The following is an 18,986-nucleotide window of genomic DNA, read 5'->3' on the forward strand; positions in this document are numbered from 1 at the left end:
TGACTCGACATCTCGCAGCGTGGAGAAAAAGCCTTCTCCGCCGTCTCGGGAAAGAACCGCGAACCCAGCAGGTCAGGTGACCCGCCGGGTTCGCGTCAGGACGTAATGACGGTTCGGTCTGCGTAGAGACGCCATGTCCCCTCAGTCATTCCGCTCCATCGACCCTCACCTATGTAGCGCGGAGAGAGGAACTGCCAGGCGACAGTACCAACCATTTGGTCGACCACTGCGGTGATTGCCACTCGGGCAGCGGGATCGGCACCGGCCTGCAGTTCGAGGATTCGCCGCTCGGTTTCCAGGCCGAGGCCGTGAACGTGGGTGACGGCTTCCTGGAGGTCGGCTCCGGTCTCCTGCATATAGAGACTGACATAGTTGCAGGGGTCGCGACCCAATAGCACTTCTTTGCGATAGGAGATGATATCGTTGAGATATATTGAATTCCAGACAGCCGTATCGACGGCCTCCTTCAGTTCAAGGTTTGCATAAGGACTTGCGTCTACGCCGAGAGCATATTCACACAACAAATAGGACCAGTACATTCCGCTGCTCCCGGGCCGGGCTTTCCGGTAGGTCGGGATATCTTGGGGCGAGCGCCCGATCCTCATGTCGTCCTCGGCGGCGAAGCCGCTGATCATGTCGTTCATCATGTCGACGAAGCGGTCCCACTGCGGCGGCGACATCTTCGACTTAATGGTCTTTGCGATGGGCGTGATGATGTCGAACGGCGTACCTGTGGCATCTCCCGTGACGGCTCGACGCATCGCGGGATAGAGGGAGTCGTCGCCAATCGCGGATCCATTGGTGCACAGATCGTCCAGCGCGAACCAGGTAATGATCCAGTCCCCGATGTCTGCCAGCCTGTCCGGAAGTCCGTCCGGATAATGCAGGGCCAGGTACTGTCCGTGCTCCTGCCGGGTGAAGTGCCGGAAACCGGATTCAGTGGGGAACAGGTGGCGAACCTTTTCATAAAACTCATTGGTTCGCCCCTCAAGCCAGTGAAGGTGAGGGTTGCATTTAGGTTTGAGGTAACGGAAGAAGGGACCCATGGTGAACATGCCCAGCAGCGGTTGCTCGATAGCAGTCACAACAGTTTCCTTCCGTTTCTTCTCGCATCCGGGTGCGAGTAGACGGCGTACAGACAGGTCGGGGATTTAGTTGCAGAGGGCGCCCGGGCGAGAAGTTCAATCCGCACACCGGGTACTGCCGCTCGGCATCTCCTTCCCATCAACTCGCAGAAAGAGCCGCCAGGGAAGAGGGCAGGGCACGATAAATGTGTGCGCCCGTTGCGAGGTTGCACCTTTGTGAATAGCCATCGGGAATTTCGGCGTACGCCGCCCACGGCGGAGTCGGGCGGCCGCCGGACGACCAACTGCCCGACGCCCGCCGGGGTCCACCACCGGAACCAGGCCGATGCTGCCCGCCTCCGACACCAGGGGGCCGGGCAGTCCGCCGGGAGGCCACCGCGCACCGTCCTGAACGTGGCAACCGCTGCGGCACCTTGGCATCATCCGCGGCACGACCTTTTTCACAAGCTCACAAGAGTGCAACACGTGCACGCCTCTGCCTGCTGAAAGGGGGTACCCGTTCTCACCGTTGGAGACGTTGACTACCGAATTGCCGGATCAGCGCCGACGCACGGTGCGGGACCGACGCGCGGTGCGGGACCGACGCGCCGTGCGGGACCGACGCGCCGTGCGGGACCGACGCGCCGTGCGGGATCGAAGTCACCGCGGCGGCCCGGGCCGGGTGCTGCCACCGCGGCAGGATTCACCCGCCGCCCACCACGGGCCGAAGGTGGCCGGCTGAGACGGGTGTCCACTGGGTCGTGGTCTGAACGGATGAACGGCGGGTGCCGCCCCGGGGCGGCACCCGCCGTACTCACGTTTCCGCAGGTAGGAACGGTTCTCTACCGCTTCCGTCAGGTGGGGCGGGTGGGACTCGAACCCACGGCCGACGGATTATGAGTCCGCTGCTCTAACCGGCTGAGCTACCGCCCCTAACGGCGCGTCGCGCACAAATGTGCGCGCCGTCTGCCGCAGCATAGCCGGTCATACGATCTCCTGCCTCGGACGGTCCGGCCTCGCTCGCAGGTGAAGACTCCGCCGCGGCCTGCACGGTTCCCTTCGGCACAGAATTCACCCGGTCCTCGGGAGCGAACTCCTCCAACACCTCGCCCGGGGCAGAAGATACGGAGGGGTCGTGCTGCCGTCGCCGGGCGGTGCCGGAAAAGCGAAAAGGACCCTCGACGGGTCCTCTCGCGCTCACTGCTCCCCCGGCTGGACTCGAACCAGCAACCCTCCGGTTAACAGCCGAATGCTCTGCCAATTGAGCTACAGGGGATCGCGCTCCCCCGACTGGACTCGAACCAGTAACCTGCCGGTTAACAGCCGGCTGCTCTGCCAATTGAGCTACAGGGGATTGCTGCATGTGCACCGAACGTACCCACCGGAGACTTCCCGGGGGGCGTGTGCTCGCTGCGACACATACATTAGCGCAAGCAGGGGGGTGCTCCGCCAATCGGTAGGGTCCCGGTTGATCACGGCCCGTTCCGGGCAGGCGGCCAACGGGCACCGTCGTACGTCAGGGAAGGGTGGCAGAGCATGCGGTACAAGCTCACGTTCCTCGCCGGGCTCGGGGTCGGCTATGTACTCGGCACACGGGCAGGCCGCGAGCGCTACGAGCAGCTGCGGAAGTCGGTACGGGAGCTGTCCCAGAACCCGGCCGTGCGGAACGCCGCCGAGTCCGCCGCGCAGAACAGCCGTCAGCTGGCGGGCAAGGCGCTGCACGTGGTGAGCGACAAGGTCGGGGACCGGGTCCCCGAGTCCGTCGCCGAGCGGGTGCGGTCGCTGCGGGAGCGCGGACAGAACGGCCAGGACGACTGGGGCACCAGCAACACCTAGCCCTCACCGGGTGGACGTGCGGGGGTCCGGGAGCCGGGCCCCCGTTCGTGCTCCCGCGGGCGCGGTACGGGCCGGTCCGGAGGGCCGCCCGGCCCCCTCGCGAAGGCCGTCCCGCGCACCGAACCGGCAGCGGGTGGCGTGGACGGGCCGCGGTTGCGGCAGAATCCTCTTCCATGGGGATAGTCGCCGGTCTGGACAGCTCGTCCGCCTTCACCCGCATCGTCGTCTGTGACGCGGAGACGGGCACCGTGGTGCGCCAGGGGTATGCACAGCACCCCGTGGACCCGAAGGCCACGGACATCGACCCGCAGATGTGGCTGCTCTCGCTGGGCGAGGCCGCGGCCGGCGGGCTGCTGGAAGGCGTGCAGGCCATCGGGGTCTCCGCGCAGCAGCACGGACTGGTGGCGCTGGACCAGCAGGGCGCCCCGGTGCGGCCCGCGCTGGTCGGCAACGACCGCCGGGCCCAGATCGCGGCGGCGGACCTGGTCGACGCCCTCGGCGGACAGCAGGCATGGGCGGAGGCCGTCGGCTCCGTACCGCAGGCCGCGCTGCCGGTGGCCAAGCTCCGCTGGCTGGCGCGCTCCGAACCGGAGGCGGCGCAGCGGGTGGCCGCCGTGCTCCAGCCCCACGACTGGCTGGTGTGGCAGCTGCTGGGGCGGCCGCCGCGGCGGACCACCGACCGGGGCGCGGCCTCCGGCACCGGCTACTGGTCGGCGGCGACCGGCGGCTACCGGCACGATCTGGTCGAGCTGGCGCTCGGCCACCCCTGCGAACTGCCCGAGGTGCTCGGCCCGGCCGAGGCCGCGGGCACCACCCCCGAGGGGCTGCTGATCTCCGCCGGGACCGGGGAGACCATGGCCGCCGCCTTCGGTCTGGGCGTCGGCCCCGGTGACGCCGTGGTGTCGCTGGGCGCCTCCGGCTCGGTGACGGCGGTGCACCACGAGGCGCTGACCGACCCGACCGGGATGATCACCTCGTACGCCGATGCGGGCGGAATGCATCTGCCGGTCGTCCACATCTCCAACGCGGTCCGGGTCCTGCGCGGTACCGCCGAGATGCTCGGGGTCGAGGATCTCGGCGCCCTGTCCGACCTCGCGATGAAGTCCACGCCCGGCGCCTCCGGGCTGGTGCTGCTGCCCTATCTGGAGGGTGAGCGCACCCCCCGGCTGCCGCATACCGCGGGCACCCTCAGCGGGCTGCGCCGGGAGTCGATGCGGCCGGAGCACCTGGCCCGCGCCGCTTTCGAGGGCATGCTCTGTTCGCTGGCCGACGCGATGGACGTACTGCGGGCCCGCGGGGTCCAGGTGCGCCGGGTCTTCCTGCTGGGGGCGACCGCCGATCTGCCCGCGGTCCGGTCGGCCGCGCCCGGCATCCTCGGTGCCCAGGTCGTCGTACCGCAGCCCGCGGACTACGCGGCGCTCGGCGCCGCCCGGCAGGCGGCATGGGCCCTCGGGGCCTCACGCGGTGCGCTGTCCCCCACGTCCCCGCCCAGGTGGCAGCCCCCGGCGCTGGAGGTGCTGCAGCCCGGCGAGGAGGCGGCGGTGGGCATGGCGGTGCGCCAGCAGTACGGGGCGACCCGCGACCAGCTCCACCCCGGCGCGTTCCCGCCGGTACCGTCCGTTCCGCCGGGGCCCGGCGGGTCCGGCTACGGCGGTACGGGCGCGGGCCCGACCGATCTCGGTCTGGGCGGCATCCTCGGCTGACGGGCCGGCCTCCCGGCCCTCTCGCGGGTGCGATCCGGGCGCGATCCGGGCGCGATCCGACGGTGTGGCGACGATCACATCCTCCGGTGCGCGGGGCCGTGATCCGGCGCGTACCGGCTGGTGTCCGTTCAACCGCGGGCGCGGGTACGCGCCGCTCGGCACGGCCTTGACCCGGGTTTGGCGTTAATCGCCTGGGGTTCGGACGCGCCGTGCCTCAAGATGGACCGGGGGCCGCCGCTTCCGGATCCGTCCTGCCCGGGCTTCTTCCCGCCCGGCCGGACCGTCCGGGCTGCTCGCAGCCCCGGGACCGCCGCCCCCGTCGACCGTGAGAGACAGCACGTGCTGATACGACTGCTCCGGACGCATCTCCGTCCGTACACCAGAGCGATAGCCCTGTTGGTGCTGTTGCAACTGCTCCAGACCAGCGCCACCCTCTATCTGCCCACCCTGAACGCCGACATCATCGACGACGGCGTGGTCAAGGGGGACACCGGCCTGGTGCTCCGGCTCGGCGGGGTGATGCTCGCCGTCAGCCTGGTGCAGGTGGTGTGCAATATCGGGGCCGTCTACTACGGGGCCCGTACCGCCGCCGCTCTCGGCCGGGACATCCGGGCCGCCGTCTTCGACCGGGTCCAGAGCTTCTCCGCCCGCGAGGTCGGACGGTTCGGGGCGCCCTCGCTGATCACCCGGACGACCAACGACGTCCAGCAGGTGCAGATGCTGGTGCTGATGGCGTTCACGCTGATGGTCTCGGCGCCGATCATGTGCGTCGGCGGTATCGCGATGGCGCTGGGCCAGGACGTGGCGCTCTCCGCCGTCCTGCTCGCCGTCGTCCCGGTCCTCGGGATCGCGGTCACGGTGATCGTGATCCGGATGCGGCCGCTGTTCCGGACGATGCAGGAGCGGCTGGACACGGTGAACCGGGTGCTGCGCGAGCAGATCACCGGTAACCGGGTGATCCGGGCCTTCGTCCGGGACGCGTACGAGCGGGACCGCTTCCGCGAGGCGAACACCGGACTGACCGATGTGTCGATGGCCACCGGCCGGCTGATGGCGCTGATGTTCCCGGCCGTGCTGACGGTCGTCAACCTCTCCTCGGTGGCCGTGGTCTGGTTCGGTGCCCATCGCATCGACAGCGGCGCGATCCAGATCGGCGCGCTGACCGCGTTCCTCGCCTATCTGATGCAGATCGTGATGTCGGTGATGATGGCCACCTTCATGTTCATGATGGTGCCGCGCGCCGAGGTCTGCGCCGAGCGGATCGAAGAGGTGCTGGGGACCGATTCGAGCGTGGTGCCGCCGCGCCGGCCGGTGCTGGAACTGCCCCGGCACGGCGCGCTGGAGCTGCGGGACGTCGAATTCCGCTACCCCGGCGCGGAGGAGCCGGTGCTGCGGGGGGTCTCGCTGGCCGCCCGGCCGGGCGAGACGACCGCGATCATCGGCTCCACCGGCAGCGGTAAGTCGACTCTGCTGGGCCTGGTGCCCCGGCTGTTCGACGCCACCGACGGCGAGGTGCTGGTCGACGGGGTGGACGTCCGGGAGCTCGACCCGGCGCTGCTGACCCGCACGGTCGGGCTGGTCCCGCAGAAGCCGTACCTCTTCTCCGGGACCGTCGCGACCAATCTGCGGTACGGCAGCCCCGACGCGAGCGACGAGGAACTGTGGCGGGCGCTGGAGGTGGCGCAGGCCGCCGATTTCGTCCGGCAGCTCGACGGCGGTCTCGACGCGCCGATCGCCCAGGGCGGCACCAATGTCTCGGGCGGTCAGCGGCAGCGGCTGGCGATCGCCCGCACCCTGGTGCAGCGGCCCGAGGTCTATCTCTTCGACGACTCGTTCTCGGCGCTCGACTACGCCACGGACGCGGCCCTGCGCACCGCGCTGACCGCCGAGACCGCGGAGGCGACGGTGGTGATCGTCGCCCAGCGGGTCTCGACGATCCGGGACGCCGACCGGATCGTGGTCCTCGACGAGGGCCGGGTCGTGGGCAGCGGCACGCACTACGAGCTGATGGAGCGGAACGACACCTACCGGGAGATCGTGCTCTCCCAGCTGACGGAGGCTGAGGCCGCATGAGCGGGCCACGCATGATGACGGCCGGCTCGGCGGAGCGGTCCATGGACTTCAAGGGGTCGGGCAAACGGCTGCTGCGGCAGCTCTCGCCGGACCGGAAACTGCTGTGGGTGATGCTGGCCGCCGCGGTGCTGAGCGTCGGTCTTTCGGCGGTCGGACCGTGGGTGCTGGGCCGGGCGACCGATCTGGTGTTCGCCGGCGTCGTGGGCCGGCAGACGGCCGACAGCGGCGCGACGAACAAGGAGCAGGTCGTCGAGGGCCTGCGGGCCGACGGTGACGACGGGCTCGCCGATATGCTCTCGGGCGTGGCCTTCACCCCCGGCGAAGGCATCGACTTCACCGCCGTCGGGCAGGTGCTGCTGGTCGCCCTGGTGCTCTTCCTGTTCTCCGGGCTGCTGGCGCTGGTCGCCTCCCGCTGTTCCATCAAAGTGATCAACCGTGCGGTGTACCGGATGCGGGAGGACGTCCAGGCGAAGCTGGAGCGGCTGCCGCTGGCGTACTTCGACCGGGCCAAACGGGGCGAGGTCCTCAGCCGGGTCACCAACGACATCGACAACGTCTCCCAGACCCTCCAGCAGACCATGGGGCAGTTGATCAACTCGCTGCTGACCATCGTCGGTGTGCTGGGGATGATGTTCTGGATTTCGCCGCTGCTGGCGCTGGTGGCCCTGGTGACGGTGCCGCTCTCGGTGGTCGTGGCGGCCAGGATCGGCAAGCGGTCCCAGCCGCACTTCGTCCAGCAGTGGAAGTCGACCGGCAAGCTGAACGCCCATATCGAGGAGATGTACTCCGGGCATGCGCTGGTGAAGGTCTTCGGGCGGCAGAAGGAGTCGGCCCGGGAGTTCGCCGAGCAGAACGACGCCCTGTACGAGGCCGGATTCCGGGCCCAGTTCCACAGCGGCGTCATGCAGCCGGTGATGTTCTTCCTCTCGAACCTGAACTATGTGCTGGTGGCGGTCGTCGGCGGGCTGCGGGTGGCGTCCGGGACGCTGTCGATCGGTGACGTCCAGGCGTTCATCCAGTACTCGCGGCAGTTCTCGATGCCCCTGTCGCAGGTCGCGTCGATGGCGAATCTGGTGCAGTCGGGCGTGGCCTCGGCCGAACGGGTCTTCGAACTGCTGGACGCCGAGGAGCAGGAGCCGGACGCGCGCCCGGCGGAGATGCGGACGCCGGAGGACGGGGCGGCCCGCCCGGCGGGCCGGGTCGTCCTGGAGAAGGTGTCCTTCCGCTACGAGCCGGACCGGCCGCTGATCGAAGACCTGTCGCTGCGGGTGGAGCCGGGGCAGACGGTCGCGATCGTCGGCCCCACGGGCGCGGGGAAGACCACGCTGGTCAATCTGCTGATGCGGTTCTACGAGGTCACGGGCGGGCGGATCACCCTGGACGGGGTGGACGCGGCCTCCCTGCCGAGGGACGAACTGCGGTCCGGGATCGGCATGGTGCTCCAGGACACGTGGCTCTTCGGCGGCACGATCGCGGAGAACATCGCCTACGGCGCGTCCCGCGAGGTGACCCCGGCCGAGATCGAAGAGGCGGCGCGGGCGGCGCACGCGGACCGGTTCGTCCGGACGCTGCCGAAGGGGTACGACACCGTGATCGACGACGAGGGCTCGGGTGTCAGCGCCGGTGAGAAGCAGCTGATCACCATCGCGCGGGCGTTCCTGTCGGATCCGGTGATCCTGGTGCTGGACGAGGCGACCAGCTCGGTCGACACCCGTACCGAAGTCCTGATCCAGAAGGCGATGGCGAAGCTCGCGGAGGGGCGGACCAGTTTTGTGATCGCCCACCGGCTCTCCACGATCCGGGACGCGGACGTGATCCTGGTGATGGAGGACGGCAGCATCGTGGAGCAGGGGACGCACGAGGAGCTGCTGGCGGCGGGCGGTGCCTACGCCGGGCTGTACTCGGCGCAGTTCGCGCAGGCGGTGGCCGAGGTCGACTGAGCCGGGCGGTACGGCCCGCAGGGCCGGATACAGGTACGGGTACGGGCGGGGCTTCCCACGGCGGGAGCCCCGCCCGGCGCCGTCAGTCGAGGTAGCCGCGGAGCTGGTCCGCGAAGGCGTGGTCGCGGAGCTTGTTGAGGGTCTTGGATTCGATCTGGCGTATCCGCTCCCGGGTCACCCCGAAGATCCGGCCGATCTCCTCCAGGGTCCGCGGTCTGCCGTCGACCAGCCCGTACCGCAGCTGCACCACCTTGCGCTCGCGTTCACCGAGGGTGGAGAGCACGGCCTCCAGATGCTCCCGCAGCAGCAGGAAGGCGGCGGATTCGACGGGGGACGCGGCATCGCCGTCCTCGATGAGATCGCCGAGCGCGACATCGTCCTCCTCGCCCACCGGGGCGTGCAGGGAAACCGGCTCCTGGGCCAGCCGCAGCACCTCACCGATCCGCTCGGGCGGCAGGTCCAGCTGGGCGGCGACCTCGTCGGCGGTGGGTTCCTGGCCGTGCTCCTGGAGCATCCGGCGCTGCACCCGGACGACCCGGTTGATCAGTTCGACGACGTGCACGGGGACGCGGATGGTCCGGGCCTGGTCGGCGAGGGCGCGGGACATGGCCTGGCGGATCCACCAGGTGGCGTACGTGGAGAACTTGTAGCCGCGGGCGTAGTCGAACTTCTCCACCGCGCGGATCAGCCCGAGGTTGCCCTCCTGGACGAGGTCGAGCATGGTCAGCCCGCGTCCGACGTACCGTTTGGCGACCGAGACCACGAGCCGCAGATTCGCCTCGATGAGGCGGCGCTTGGCCATCCGGCCGAGGACGACGAGCCGGTCGAGGTCCGCGGCGAGCGGGGAGTCGTTGAGGTCGGGGGTGCCGGCGAGTTTCTCCTCGGCGAACAGCCCGGCCTCGACACAGCGGGCCAGTTCGACCTCTTCGGCGGCGGTCAGGAGGGGGATGCGGCCGATCTCCCGCAGATACTGCCGGAAGAGATCGGAGGAGGGGCCGCCGCTGTCGGCCCGGTTCAGGGCCCGTGCGGCCTCGGGCACTTCGACGGCATCGGCCTCGTCGGAGCTTTCGGAACGGGCAGGCGGCAGGGGCTGCGCGGGTACGGCGGGGAGCACGGCGGCCGGATCGCCGCGGGACCCGGTGGAGCCGTCGGCCAGGGGCCCGGCCGAAGTCGGGGGCGGAGCCGGGGGCGGGGGCTGGCCGAGGGTCCGGGTCCGGGTCTGCACGAGGGCGACCTCCAGGGGTGATCGCTGCCGGTCGAGGGCGTGCGGCAGCGGGACGGCTGCGGACGGGCCGCTCTCCGTCCCGTACACGATGAGGATCCAACGGATGGGAGGCCCACCGGCCGCACTCCGAGGACTCAGGCACCGCCCCCAGTGTGGGGTACGGCACATCCTCACCACGAGGGTCGTGCGGTGACTTTCTGAGTCCCTACCGTGACCGCGCGGTTACGCCTCCGGCGCTCTGCCTCCGGCGGGGCGGGGCGTTACGGGGCCGGTTCGTCGAGGGCCTGCCGGGAAGTGCCCCGCGCCGGAGGCACGCACCGCGCCGGGTCCCGATGGCGGGAACGGCGCCCGCACGGCACCACAGCGCGCCTCGGCGGGGGCAGGCGGGCATATGCCCGCGCCGGTCCCCGACCCGGCCGAGGGCGGAGCGCCCGGGCGCCGTGGCTCTGGGGGCCCGCAGAAGCGGCTCACCCGGATCCCGGACCGGCCCGAGGTCAGAGCGCTGCGGCGCCGTGGTTGCGGAGGGACTGGGCGTACTGCTGGAGCACCCAGAGTTCGTTCTGCACGGCCGTGTACTGCGCGGGGTCGGCGGTCTGGCCGAGGCGGGCGAGGGTGCCCTGGACCTCGGCGATACGGCGGTCCACCGCCCGGAGCCGTACCTGCACCAACTGGACACCGGCATAGGTCTCGTCGATGGTCCGGCAGTGGATCGCCTCGACGGCCAGCTCGGTCACCAGGGAGCGGACCGTGTCGTCGGGGGCGGCGTCGCGGACCCGGACGAGATATCCGGCGGCGTCCGCCGTGCCCTGGTCGGCGCCGCCCGCCTCGGCGATGGTCTGCCGGACGGCGGCGTACGGCGGGGCGGTGAACTCGTCGGAGCCGTAGGCGTCGAAGGCGGGCGAGACCAGCTCGGGACGCTGGAGGGCCAGCTTCAGCAGTTCGCGCTCGGTGCGGTGGGCGGGGCTGCGGAGGTTGAGGGCGGGTCCGGCGGGCAGCCCGGCGGGCGGCGCCCCGGCGTCGGATCCGGGTACGGGGCCTCGGCGGTCGCCGCCGGAGCCGCCCCCGCGGACGGGGCCGCCTGCGGGCCCCCGGCCACCGCGGTCACGGGCCCAGCGGGCGAGCTGCGCGACCCGCTTGACCACGAACTGGGTGTCCAGGATGCCGACCATTCCGGCGAGCTGCACCGCGGACTCGTGCTGGATCGCGACGTTCTTGATGCCGGCGACGATGGGCGCGGCCTCGTCGAGCGCGGCGGCCCGGCCCGCCGGGGTCTCCAGATTGTGCCGCTTCACCAGCTGGCGCAGGGCGAACTCGAAGAGCGGCGTACGGCTGCCGACCAGGGAGCGCACCGCTTCATCGCCCTCGGCGAGCCGCAGCTCGCAGGGGTCCATACCGCCGGGGGTGATCGCGATGGAGGTCTCGGCAGCGAACTTCTGGTCGTCCTCGAAGGCCCGCAGGGCCGCTTTCTGGCCGGCCGCGTCACCGTCGAAGGTGAAGATCACCTCGGCGGTGGCATGGTCCATCAGCAGCCGCCGGAGGATCTTGATGTGGTCGCCGCCGAAAGCGGTGCCGCAAGTCGCGATGGCGGTGGTGACGCCTGCCAGATGGCAGGCCATCACATCCGTGTACCCCTCGACGACGACCGCGCTGCTGGTCTTGGCGATCTCCTTCTTGGCCAGGTCGATCCCGTACAGCACCTGGGACTTCTTGTAGATCGCGGTCTCGGGGGTGTTCAGATACTTGGGGCCGTTGTCGGTCTCGTACAGCTTGCGGGCGCCGAAGCCGACGACATCGCCCGCGATATCGCGGATCGGCCACATCAGCCGGCCGCGGAAGCGGTCGATGGGCCCGCGGCGGCCCTCCTGGGCGAGCCCGGAGAGGGTCAGCTCCTTGTCGCTGAAGCCCTTGCCGCGCAGAAAGCGGGTGAGATGGTCCCAGCCCTGGGGGCTGTAGCCGACGCCGAAATGCTCCGCGGCGGCCCGGTCGAAGCCCCGTTCGGCGAGGAAGGCGCGGCCGGTCTCGGCCTCGGCGCCGTTCTCCAGCTGGTCGATGTAGAACTGGGCGGCGACCTTGTGGGCCTCGATCAGCCGGATGCGTTCGCCGCGCTGATGGGAGGGGTTGTAGCCGCCCTCCTCGTACCGGAGGGTGATCCCGGCCTGGGCCGCCAGCCGCTCGACCGTCTCGGAGAAGGTGAGGTGGTCGATCTTCATGACGAAGGCGATCGTGTCGCCGCCTTCCTGGCAGCCGAAGCAGTGGAAAAGACCCTTGCTGGGGCTGACCTGGAAGGACGGGGACTTTTCATCGTGGAAGGGACAGAGGCCCTTCAGATTGCCGCCGCCCGCATTCCGCAGCTGGAGGTACTCGGACACGACGGAATCAATCGGGACCGCGTCCCTGACCGCCTTGACGTCGTCATCGTTGATCCTGCCTGCCACGCGTGAAGTCTACGGCGATCCGGGGGCGGTCCCGGGGGCCTGTGGACAACCGGCCCCCGGGAATCCCTTCCGGGCCGTCCGGTTCGTCAGCCGGAATCGCGGCCGGTCAGCTCCGTCAGGGGCACGGACGGGTCCGCGAGGGCCTCCGGGTCGATCCGGTCCCCGGAGCGGATCAGCTCCTGCACGGGTCCTGTGACGTCCCACACATTCACGTTCATGCCCGCGAGCACCCGGCCGTCCGCCAGCCAGAAGGCGATGAACTCGCGCTTTCCTGCGTCGCCGCGGAGCACGATCTGGTCGTACGAGCCGGGCGGCGCCCAGCCGGAGTACTCCATGCCCACGTCGTACTGGTCGGAGTAGAAGTAGGGGACGCGGTCGTAGGACACCTCCCGGCCCAGCATGGAGCGGGCGGCGGCCGGGCCGCCGTTGAGCGCGTTGGCCCAGTGCTCGACCCGGATCCGGCCGCCCAGCAGGGGGTGGTCGACGGCGGCGACGTCCCCGGCCGCGTAGATGTCCGGGTCGGAGGTGCGCAGGGCCGCGTCGACGGCGATACCGCCGCCGTCGGCCCGGTCCGCCAGGGCCAGACCGGCGGCCTCGGCGAGCGCGGTGCGCGGGGCGGCGCCGATCGCGGCGAGCACGTCGTGGGCCGGGTGCTCCTCGCCGTCGTCGGTCTGCACCGCGAGGACCATGCCGTCCTGTCCGGTGATCTCGGTGAGCCGGGCGCCGAAGTGGAACGTCACCCCGTGCTCGGTGTGGAGATCGGTGAAGAACTGGCCCAGCTCGGGGCCGAGGACATGGTGCAGTGCGGTGGGTTCGGGCTCGACGACGGTGACCTCGGCGCCGTATCCGCGGGCCGCAGCGGCGACCTCCAGGCCGATCCACCCCGCCCCGGCGACCACCAGCCGGCCGTTCTCGCGGCCCAGCCCGGCCAGCACCTGGCGGAGCCGGTCGGCGTGGGCGAGCCGGCGCAGATGGTGCACCCCGGCCAGTCCGGTGCCGGGGATGTCCAGACGGCGGGGTTCGGCCCCGGTGGCCAGCAGCAGCTTGTCGTAGTGCAGGACCGTGCCGTCACCGAGCCGTACCGTACGGGCCGCCCGGTCAACGGCGACCACGGACTGGCCGAGGTGCAGCTCCACATCGGCCTGCGCGTACCAGGCGGGTTCATGGACGAAAACGCTCTCCCGGCTGTCCTTGCCCTGGAGGTAGCCCTTGGACAGCGGTGGGCGTTCGTAGGGGTGGTCGCGTTCGTCGCCGATGAGGATCACCCGCCCGGTGAAACCCTCCGACCGCAGGGTCTCGGCGGCCTTGGCCCCGGCGAGACCACCGCCGACGATGACGAACGTCTGTTCTCCGTCGACCACTTGATTGCCTCCTCTTGTGCTTCCGCGTCGCCGGCCGCCGCCCGCTCTGCACGCTGCGCAGCCTGGTGCGAGCGTCCCGCACGGAGCGGAGCGGCGGAAGAGGGAGTGCGCCGGGCGTGTCTCCGCCCACGCCCCTCCCGGGGGTGCCGCGGGGGTCAGCGGCGGGCTGTGAGCTGGGCGTGCAGGGTCACCGCCGAGGCATCGGTGAGGGCGGCGATCTGATCCACAATCACCCGACCGCGCGCCCGGTCGTCGGGCGCGGCGTCGAAGAGGGCACGGAACTGGGGGTCGAGCCCGTCGGGAGCGCGCCGGGCCAGCGCCTCGGCCAGTTCGGCGACGACGATGCGCTGCTCGGCCCGGATCGCCTCCTGCTCGGCGCGCTGCATCACATAGCGGTCGGCGACGGCCTTGAGAACGGCGCATTCGTTGCGGGTGGCACGCGGGACGACGAGTTCGGCGGTGTAGCGGGTGAGCCTGCCGGTGCCGTACGTCTGCCGGGTGGCGCCCTCGGCGGCCAGGCAGAAGCGGCCGATGAGCTGGCTGGTGGCGTCCTTGAGGCGGGCCTGGGCCGGGGCGGAGCCGTCGTAGTGGTGGGGCCACCAGTCCTGGTCGAGGAGGCGGTCGAGGGCTTCGGCGAGCTCCTCCGGGTCGGTGTCGGCGGGGACGTAGCGGCCGATGGCGACCCGCCAGATCTCGGCCCGCTCCGGCTCGGCGAGCAGCAGGTTGGGGTCGAGGTGCCCGGCGTGGAGTCCGTCCTCGAAATCGTGGACCGAGTAGGCGACGTCGTCGGACCAGTCCATGACCTGGGCTTCGAAGCAGCGGCGGTGCCGGGGGGCGCCGTCGCGGACCCAGGAGAAGACGGGCAGGTCGTCCTCGTAGACCCCGAATTTGACGGAGCCGGGGTCGGAAGGGTGGCCGCCGAGCGGCCACGGGTACTTGGTGGCGGCGTCGAGGGCGGCGCGGGTGAGGTTGAGTCCGACGCTGACGGGGGCGGCATCGGGGGTGTCGGGGGTGAGGAACCGTTTGGGTTCGATCCGGGTGAGCAGCCGCAGCGACTGGGCGTTGCCCTCGAAGCCGCCGCAGTCCCGGGCGACCTCGTTGAGCGCCACCTCGCCGTTGTGGCCGAAGGGGGGGTGGCCGAGGTCGTGGGCGAGGCAGGCGGCCTCGACGAGATCGGGGTCGCAGCCGAGGGCGGCGCCCAGCTCCCGGCCGACCTGGGCGCATTCCAGGGAGTGCGTGAGCCGGGTGCGGGGGCTGGCGTCCCAGGCCTGGTTGCGGCTGCCGGGGGTGACGACCTGGGTCTTGCCCGCCAGCCGGCGCAGGGCGGCGGAGTGCAGCACCCGGGCGCGGTCGCGCTGGAAGGCGGTCCGGCCGGGGCGTTTGTCGGGCTCGGGGGCCCAGCGGGCGGTGGCCGCCTCGTCGTATCCGTACACATCATCGCCGCCGCCACTGCCGCTGCCGCTGCGGGAGCCGGGGTGCTCGTGCGCGTCGCCGGATCCGGGGGTGGCGGAGTGGCCGTACGCATGGGGGTGCGGGACGTTCCCCGATGAGGGTGCGGGCCCGTTCGGTGTACTGCCGGTGGTGCCGTCCATGCCCCGACCGTAGCCGGAGCCGGTGACGGCGGGGGCCCCGGGCCGGTGCCGATTCCCGCCGCCGGGAGAACCGGAGCGGGTGTTCACGCGTCTGACCTGGCATGAAGGGTTCACTGCGAGGGCTGCGCGCCCGACTGCGGGAGCGGGTGCCCGGCCGGGTCCGGTCCGGGGCCGCGGCGCTGCGGCCGCGGCTGCCCCGGTCGCGCCGGGGGCGGCGGCGGCTGGTGCGGGTGGTGATGGCGGGGGCCGTACTCGCCCTGGCGCCGACGACGTGGCTGCATCTGTCGGCCGGTGACCGGGTCCGTACGGTCGCGGACGTACCGGCCCAGGACGTGGCGGTGGTCTTCGGGGCCGGGCTGTGGGACGGCAGGCCGACGCCGTATCTGGCGCACCGGCTGGACGCGGCGGCCGAGCTGTACCGGACGGGCAAGGTGAAGGTCGTCCTGGTCACGGGCGACAACAGCCGCGTGGACTACGACGAGCCCGACGCGATGCGGACGTATCTGACCGGGCAGGGGGTGCCGGACGGCCGGATCGTCAGCGACTACGCGGGCTTCGACACCTGGGACTCCTGTGTCCGGGCCAAGAAGATCTTCGGGGTGGACCGGGCGGTCCTGGTCACCCAGGGTTTCCATATCCGCCGGGCCCTCGCGCTCTGCGGTTCCGCCGGGATCGAGGCGTACGGGATCGGGGTGTCCGAACGGCGCGACGCGACCTGGTACCACGGGGAGGTGCGCGATCTGGTCGCCTCGGGCAAGGCGGCACTGGACACTGTGCTCCGGCCGGACCCGCGTTTCCTGGGCGCAAAGGAGCAGGGAGTGCGGGAGGCGCTGGCCGCCGCCGGTCGCTGACCGGGCGGACCCTGCCGGGACACGCGGGCACACGCTCGCGTCGTCCCCGCCGCCGCGCGACAGTGGGCGCATGCCCCATATGGAACAGGACATGTCCACCCTGATCGCCCGGCACTCCGCGGCGCTGGCGCTCTTCACGGAACGGGTCCACGCGGTGCGGCCCGACCAGTGGGCCGAGCCGACGCCCTGCACCGAGTGGTCGGTCCGGGATCTCGTCAACCACCTCACGGCCGAACAGCTCTGGGTGCCGGACCTGGTGACGGACGGTGCCACGATCGCGGAGGTGGGCGACGCCTACGAAGGCGATGTGCTCGGCGGTGATCCGCGGGCCGCCTGGGACGCGGCGGCCCGCGCGGCCCGGCGGGCGTTCGCCGCGCCGGGCGCCCTGGAGCGGACGGTGGCCCTGTCGTACGGGGAGACCCCGGCGCCGGCCTACTGCGCCCAGATGACGACGGACGCGGTGGTGCACGCCTGGGACCTGTCCCGGGCGATCGGCGCGCCCGAGCGGCTGCCGGACGATCTGGTGGCCTTCGCCCTGGACGAGGTCACCCCGTACGCGGCGCAGCTCTCGCAGACGGGCCTGTTCGCCCCGCCGGTGGAGCCCCCGCCGGGCGACAGCCACCAGGCCCGGCTGCTGGCGCTGCTGGGGCGCCGGGCGTAGCTCGGGAGCCCGTCGGGCTCGCGCGCCCCGAGGCGGGCCCGGCGGTGTCAGGCGGCGTACGGCCGTACGGCTCTGGCCTCCTTCAGCGACCGCGCCCACCACGCCAGCTGCTCCAGCATCCCCTTGGCGGCGGCGTCGCAGCGCTCGGGGTCGCGGTGGCGGCCCTCCGCGTCGAAGTGGGTATGGGCGTTGGCGAAGGAGACGGTGTCGCGGATGGTGGCGGCGTGCAGTTCGGCGAAGACCTGCCGCAGATGTTCGACGGCGCGCAGTCCGCCCGAGACCCCGCCGTAGGAGACGAAGGCGACGGGCTTGGCGTGCCATTCGGGACCGTGCCAGTCGATGAGGTTCTTCAGGGCGGCGGGGTAGGAGTGGTTGAACTCGGGGGTGACCACGACGAAGGCGTCGGCGGCGGCCAGGCTCGCCGCCACCGCGCCGGCGCCCTCGGGCACCGCGGGTCCGAAGGAGGTGGGCAGGTCGATTTCGGCGACGTCGACGACCTCGGTGGTGAAGTCGTCCCGGGCCGCGGTGTGTTCCAGGAACCAGTCGACGATCACCGGCCCGAACCGCCGGTGCCGGTTGCTTCCGGCGATGACGGCCAGCCTCATCGGCTCCGCAACCCGGGTGCCGGAACTGTTGTGTGTCTGCGCTTGCGTGGTGATGTCCATGCGTAAGAGCCTGTGACCTCAAGCATGGTTGAGGTCAACTGGGGAGGCTCACCCGTCCGGGTGAGGCAGCTCTCATCCCGGCCACCACCCCGGACCGGTCGCCTACCGTGCAACCCGCGCACCTGCGCGCACGAGTACGGAGAGCTACCGTGACCACCATGACGGAACGGCCTGCGCCGACGGACGCCTCAACTGCCGAAACGACCGGGGACGGCGAGGACATCGCGAGCTTCGCCGGGCTGCTCCGGACCGTGGAGGAACTCGATACGCCTGACGGCTACAAGGCCGAACTCATCCGGGGGAAGATCGTCGTGTCACCGTGGTCGAGGCTGCGCTACAAGCGGCCGATGAAGCTGCTGAGGCAGCAGCTCGGGGCACACGCACCCGAGGGACACGACGCGGACACCTCGCCCTTCCTCTTCGTCTTCCCCCACTCCCGCCGGGCCTTCGGACCCGATCTCCATGTCGCCGACGAGCGTGCGTTCGACGCCGAGGGACGGCATGCCGACGGCGAGGCGCTGTCCCTGGTGGCCGAACTCACCTCGGTCTCGACCCGGGACGCGGACTGGCAGGACAAGCTGGAGGTGTACGGGCGTCTGGTCCCCGTCTATCTCGTCCTGGACATGCAGGCCGAGGAGATCACAGCCTTCTGGGACCCCTCCCCCCAGGGCTACCGGTCCCGGACCACGAAGCCCTTCGGCAAGCCGCTGCGGATCCCCGAGCCCTTCGGGTTCGACCTCGACACCGCCGGGTTCGGCACCGGCTGACCCGGTAATCCCCCCGGTCGTCCTTCACCCGCCCGTCACCCGTTCGGCGCGCCCCGGGTCGCCCTCGGGGATACCGCTCCGACCTGCGGGAACTTCGGGTGTCCAGGGCGACACGCCGGGTGGTCGGGGTGGATCTGACGAGGTTTCAGCAGGCGTGGCGGGCCGGGTGGGACTTATCTCGGAGGGGACGGACCCGAGGCCCCAGGGCCCCCGCGCTCCCCGGAGGAGACCATGCGCACCACCGCCCGCCTGCTGACCAGTGCCGCGCTGGCCGTTGCGACCACAGGACTCGGCTTCGGTGCCGTGGGAGCGTACGCCGCCGGGGACCACGGGTCGCTGGAGGTCTTCCCCTCCACCGCCGAACCCGGGAGCACGGTCACCGTCAACACCACGGCCTGCGGACGGGACGGGCACGGCACCGGTGACGCCCGGGCGCTCGGGGTGGACGAGTTCCATCTGTCGCCCGGGTCGCACAAGGACTCCGTGGTCGGTGAGTTCCGGGTGCCCAGCGGTATCGAGGCCGGGAGCTACCGCGTCGAGGTGCGCTGCAAGAACGGCAAGCGCAGCTCGGGGGATGTGGTGATAAGGCACCGGGGCAACAGTGAGGACCAGGGCGGATCGCACCGCGAGCAGCCCAGTGGGCATGTGCGGACCGGGCTCGGCGGCAGCGTGGGCCCGGACACCACCCAGATCGCGGCGGGCGCGGCCGTACTGGCCGCTGCCGCCGTCGGCGGGACGCTGCTGCTGCGTCGTCGGGCGAGAGGCGCGCAGGGCAGCTGACGGGCCCGCCCCGAGCGGCGCCCCCGTCCCGCC

14 protein-coding genes and 3 tRNA genes are annotated in these 18,986 nt (G+C 71.2%); 8 read left to right on the top strand and 9 right to left on the bottom strand.

Going from position 1 to position 18,986, the window contains the following annotated elements:
* Nucleotides 1–95 precede the first annotated feature (95 nt).
* The 4 genes from B7R87_RS08660 to B7R87_RS08675 all read right to left on the bottom strand — a co-directional run bounded on the left by B7R87_RS08660 (nucleotide 96) and on the right by B7R87_RS08675 (nucleotide 2,418).
* Nucleotides 96–1,085 carry a terpene synthase family protein gene (locus B7R87_RS08660; RefSeq protein ID WP_006349427.1) on the bottom strand — a complete coding sequence of 330 codons (990 nt, stop codon included), beginning with the start codon at nucleotides 1,083–1,085 and terminating at the stop codon, nucleotides 96–98.
* Nucleotides 1,086–1,923: 838 nt separating this feature from the next.
* Nucleotides 1,924–1,997, bottom strand: a tRNA-Ile gene (locus B7R87_RS08665).
* A gap of 270 nt (nucleotides 1,998–2,267) precedes the next feature.
* A tRNA-Asn gene (locus tag B7R87_RS08670) sits at nucleotides 2,268–2,340 on the bottom strand.
* Between the two features lie 5 nt (nucleotides 2,341–2,345).
* A tRNA-Asn gene (locus tag B7R87_RS08675) sits at nucleotides 2,346–2,418 on the bottom strand.
* 182 nt (nucleotides 2,419–2,600) lie between these two features.
* Between B7R87_RS08675 and B7R87_RS08680 the strand changes: the two genes are divergently transcribed.
* From B7R87_RS08680 to B7R87_RS08695, 4 genes are all read left to right on the top strand, one after another.
* Nucleotides 2,601–2,900: a hypothetical protein gene (locus B7R87_RS08680; protein ID WP_006349426.1), complete on the top strand. Its 300-nt coding sequence runs from the start codon at nucleotides 2,601–2,603 to the stop codon at nucleotides 2,898–2,900.
* Nucleotides 2,901–3,073: 173 nt separating this feature from the next.
* Complete coding sequence (locus tag B7R87_RS08685; protein WP_130584595.1) at nucleotides 3,074–4,603, top strand: FGGY family carbohydrate kinase; 1,530 nt, start codon at nucleotides 3,074–3,076, stop codon at nucleotides 4,601–4,603.
* Nucleotides 4,604–4,942: 339 nt separating this feature from the next.
* Nucleotides 4,943–6,676 carry an ABC transporter ATP-binding protein gene (locus tag B7R87_RS08690; RefSeq protein WP_006349423.1) on the top strand — a complete coding sequence of 578 codons (1,734 nt, stop codon included), beginning with the start codon at nucleotides 4,943–4,945 and terminating at the stop codon, nucleotides 6,674–6,676.
* A complete protein-coding gene (locus B7R87_RS08695; RefSeq protein WP_040916379.1) occupies nucleotides 6,673–8,616 on the top strand; it encodes an ABC transporter ATP-binding protein in 1,944 nt (647 codons plus the stop codon). The genes B7R87_RS08690 and B7R87_RS08695 overlap by 4 nt, the downstream gene beginning before the upstream one ends.
* An 82-nt stretch (nucleotides 8,617–8,698) precedes the next feature.
* Here B7R87_RS08695 and B7R87_RS08700 read toward each other — a convergent pair whose 3' ends face one another.
* The 4 genes from B7R87_RS08700 to B7R87_RS08715 form a co-directional block, all read right to left on the bottom strand.
* Nucleotides 8,699–9,928 carry an RNA polymerase sigma factor gene (locus tag B7R87_RS08700; RefSeq protein ID WP_006349421.1) on the bottom strand — a complete coding sequence of 410 codons (1,230 nt, stop codon included), beginning with the start codon at nucleotides 9,926–9,928 and terminating at the stop codon, nucleotides 8,699–8,701.
* 407 nt (nucleotides 9,929–10,335) lie between these two features.
* Nucleotides 10,336–12,276, bottom strand: a complete 1,941-nt coding sequence (gene dnaG, locus B7R87_RS08705) for a DNA primase (protein WP_006349420.1) — start codon at nucleotides 12,274–12,276, stop codon at nucleotides 10,336–10,338.
* An 86-nt stretch (nucleotides 12,277–12,362) separates the two neighbouring features.
* Nucleotides 12,363–13,637, bottom strand: coding sequence for an NAD(P)/FAD-dependent oxidoreductase (locus B7R87_RS08710; RefSeq protein ID WP_130584596.1), 1,275 nt, complete (start codon nucleotides 13,635–13,637; stop codon nucleotides 12,363–12,365).
* 155 nt (nucleotides 13,638–13,792) lie between these two features.
* The gene (locus B7R87_RS08715; protein ID WP_006349417.1) at nucleotides 13,793–15,229 is read right to left on the bottom strand and encodes a deoxyguanosinetriphosphate triphosphohydrolase; all 1,437 of its coding nucleotides are present in this window, start codon (nucleotides 15,227–15,229) and stop codon (nucleotides 13,793–13,795) included.
* Nucleotides 15,230–15,330: 101 nt separating this feature from the next.
* Here B7R87_RS08715 and B7R87_RS08720 point away from each other — a divergent pair, with 101 nt between their 5' ends.
* Together B7R87_RS08720 and B7R87_RS08725 are read left to right on the top strand one after the other, a co-directional pair.
* Nucleotides 15,331–16,080, top strand: a complete 750-nt coding sequence (locus B7R87_RS08720) for a SanA/YdcF family protein (RefSeq protein ID WP_130584597.1) — start codon at nucleotides 15,331–15,333, stop codon at nucleotides 16,078–16,080.
* A 79-nt stretch (nucleotides 16,081–16,159) separates the two neighbouring features.
* Nucleotides 16,160–16,741, top strand: coding sequence for a TIGR03086 family metal-binding protein (locus B7R87_RS08725; protein WP_130584667.1), 582 nt, complete (start codon nucleotides 16,160–16,162; stop codon nucleotides 16,739–16,741).
* Nucleotides 16,742–16,788: 47 nt separating this feature from the next.
* Here B7R87_RS08725 and B7R87_RS08730 read toward each other — a convergent pair whose 3' ends face one another.
* On the bottom strand, nucleotides 16,789–17,406 hold the full coding sequence (locus B7R87_RS08730; RefSeq protein WP_006349416.1) for an NADPH-dependent FMN reductase: 618 nt from the start codon (nucleotides 17,404–17,406) through the stop codon (nucleotides 16,789–16,791).
* A 158-nt stretch (nucleotides 17,407–17,564) separates the two neighbouring features.
* On the opposite strand from B7R87_RS08730, the gene B7R87_RS08735 reads away from it, so the two are divergent.
* Nucleotides 17,565–18,173: a Uma2 family endonuclease gene (locus tag B7R87_RS08735; RefSeq protein WP_100249222.1), complete on the top strand. Its 609-nt coding sequence runs from the start codon at nucleotides 17,565–17,567 to the stop codon at nucleotides 18,171–18,173.
* A gap of 231 nt (nucleotides 18,174–18,404) precedes the next feature.
* Nucleotides 18,405–18,953, top strand: coding sequence for a hypothetical protein (locus B7R87_RS08740; protein ID WP_006349414.1), 549 nt, complete (start codon nucleotides 18,405–18,407; stop codon nucleotides 18,951–18,953).
* Nucleotides 18,954–18,986: the final 33 nt, after the last annotated feature.

The sequence above is a fragment of the Streptomyces tsukubensis genome, assembly GCF_003932715.1.
In the GTDB taxonomy this organism is placed as follows: domain Bacteria; phylum Actinomycetota; class Actinomycetes; order Streptomycetales; family Streptomycetaceae; genus Streptomyces; species Streptomyces tsukubensis.

Excerpts from the sequence above, each read along its gene's own strand:
- B7R87_RS08680 (WP_006349426.1), top strand. The coding sequence starts at position 2,601 with ATGCGGTACAAGCTCACGTTCCTCGCCGGGCTCGGGGTCGGCTATGTA.
- B7R87_RS08685 (WP_130584595.1), top strand. The coding sequence starts at position 3,074 with ATGGGGATAGTCGCCGGTCTGGACAGCTCGTCCGCCTTCACCCGCATC.
- B7R87_RS08695 (WP_040916379.1), top strand. The coding sequence starts at position 6,673 with ATGAGCGGGCCACGCATGATGACGGCCGGCTCGGCGGAGCGGTCCATG.
- B7R87_RS08715 (WP_006349417.1), bottom strand. The coding sequence starts at position 15,229 with ATGGACGGCACCACCGGCAGTACACCGAACGGGCCCGCACCCTCATCG.
- B7R87_RS08720 (WP_130584597.1), top strand. The coding sequence starts at position 15,331 with ATGAAGGGTTCACTGCGAGGGCTGCGCGCCCGACTGCGGGAGCGGGTG.
- B7R87_RS08725 (WP_130584667.1), top strand. The coding sequence starts at position 16,160 with ATGGAACAGGACATGTCCACCCTGATCGCCCGGCACTCCGCGGCGCTG.
- B7R87_RS08730 (WP_006349416.1), bottom strand. The coding sequence starts at position 17,406 with ATGGACATCACCACGCAAGCGCAGACACACAACAGTTCCGGCACCCGG.
- B7R87_RS08735 (WP_100249222.1), top strand. The coding sequence starts at position 17,565 with ATGACGGAACGGCCTGCGCCGACGGACGCCTCAACTGCCGAAACGACC.
- B7R87_RS08740 (WP_006349414.1), top strand. The coding sequence starts at position 18,405 with ATGCGCACCACCGCCCGCCTGCTGACCAGTGCCGCGCTGGCCGTTGCG.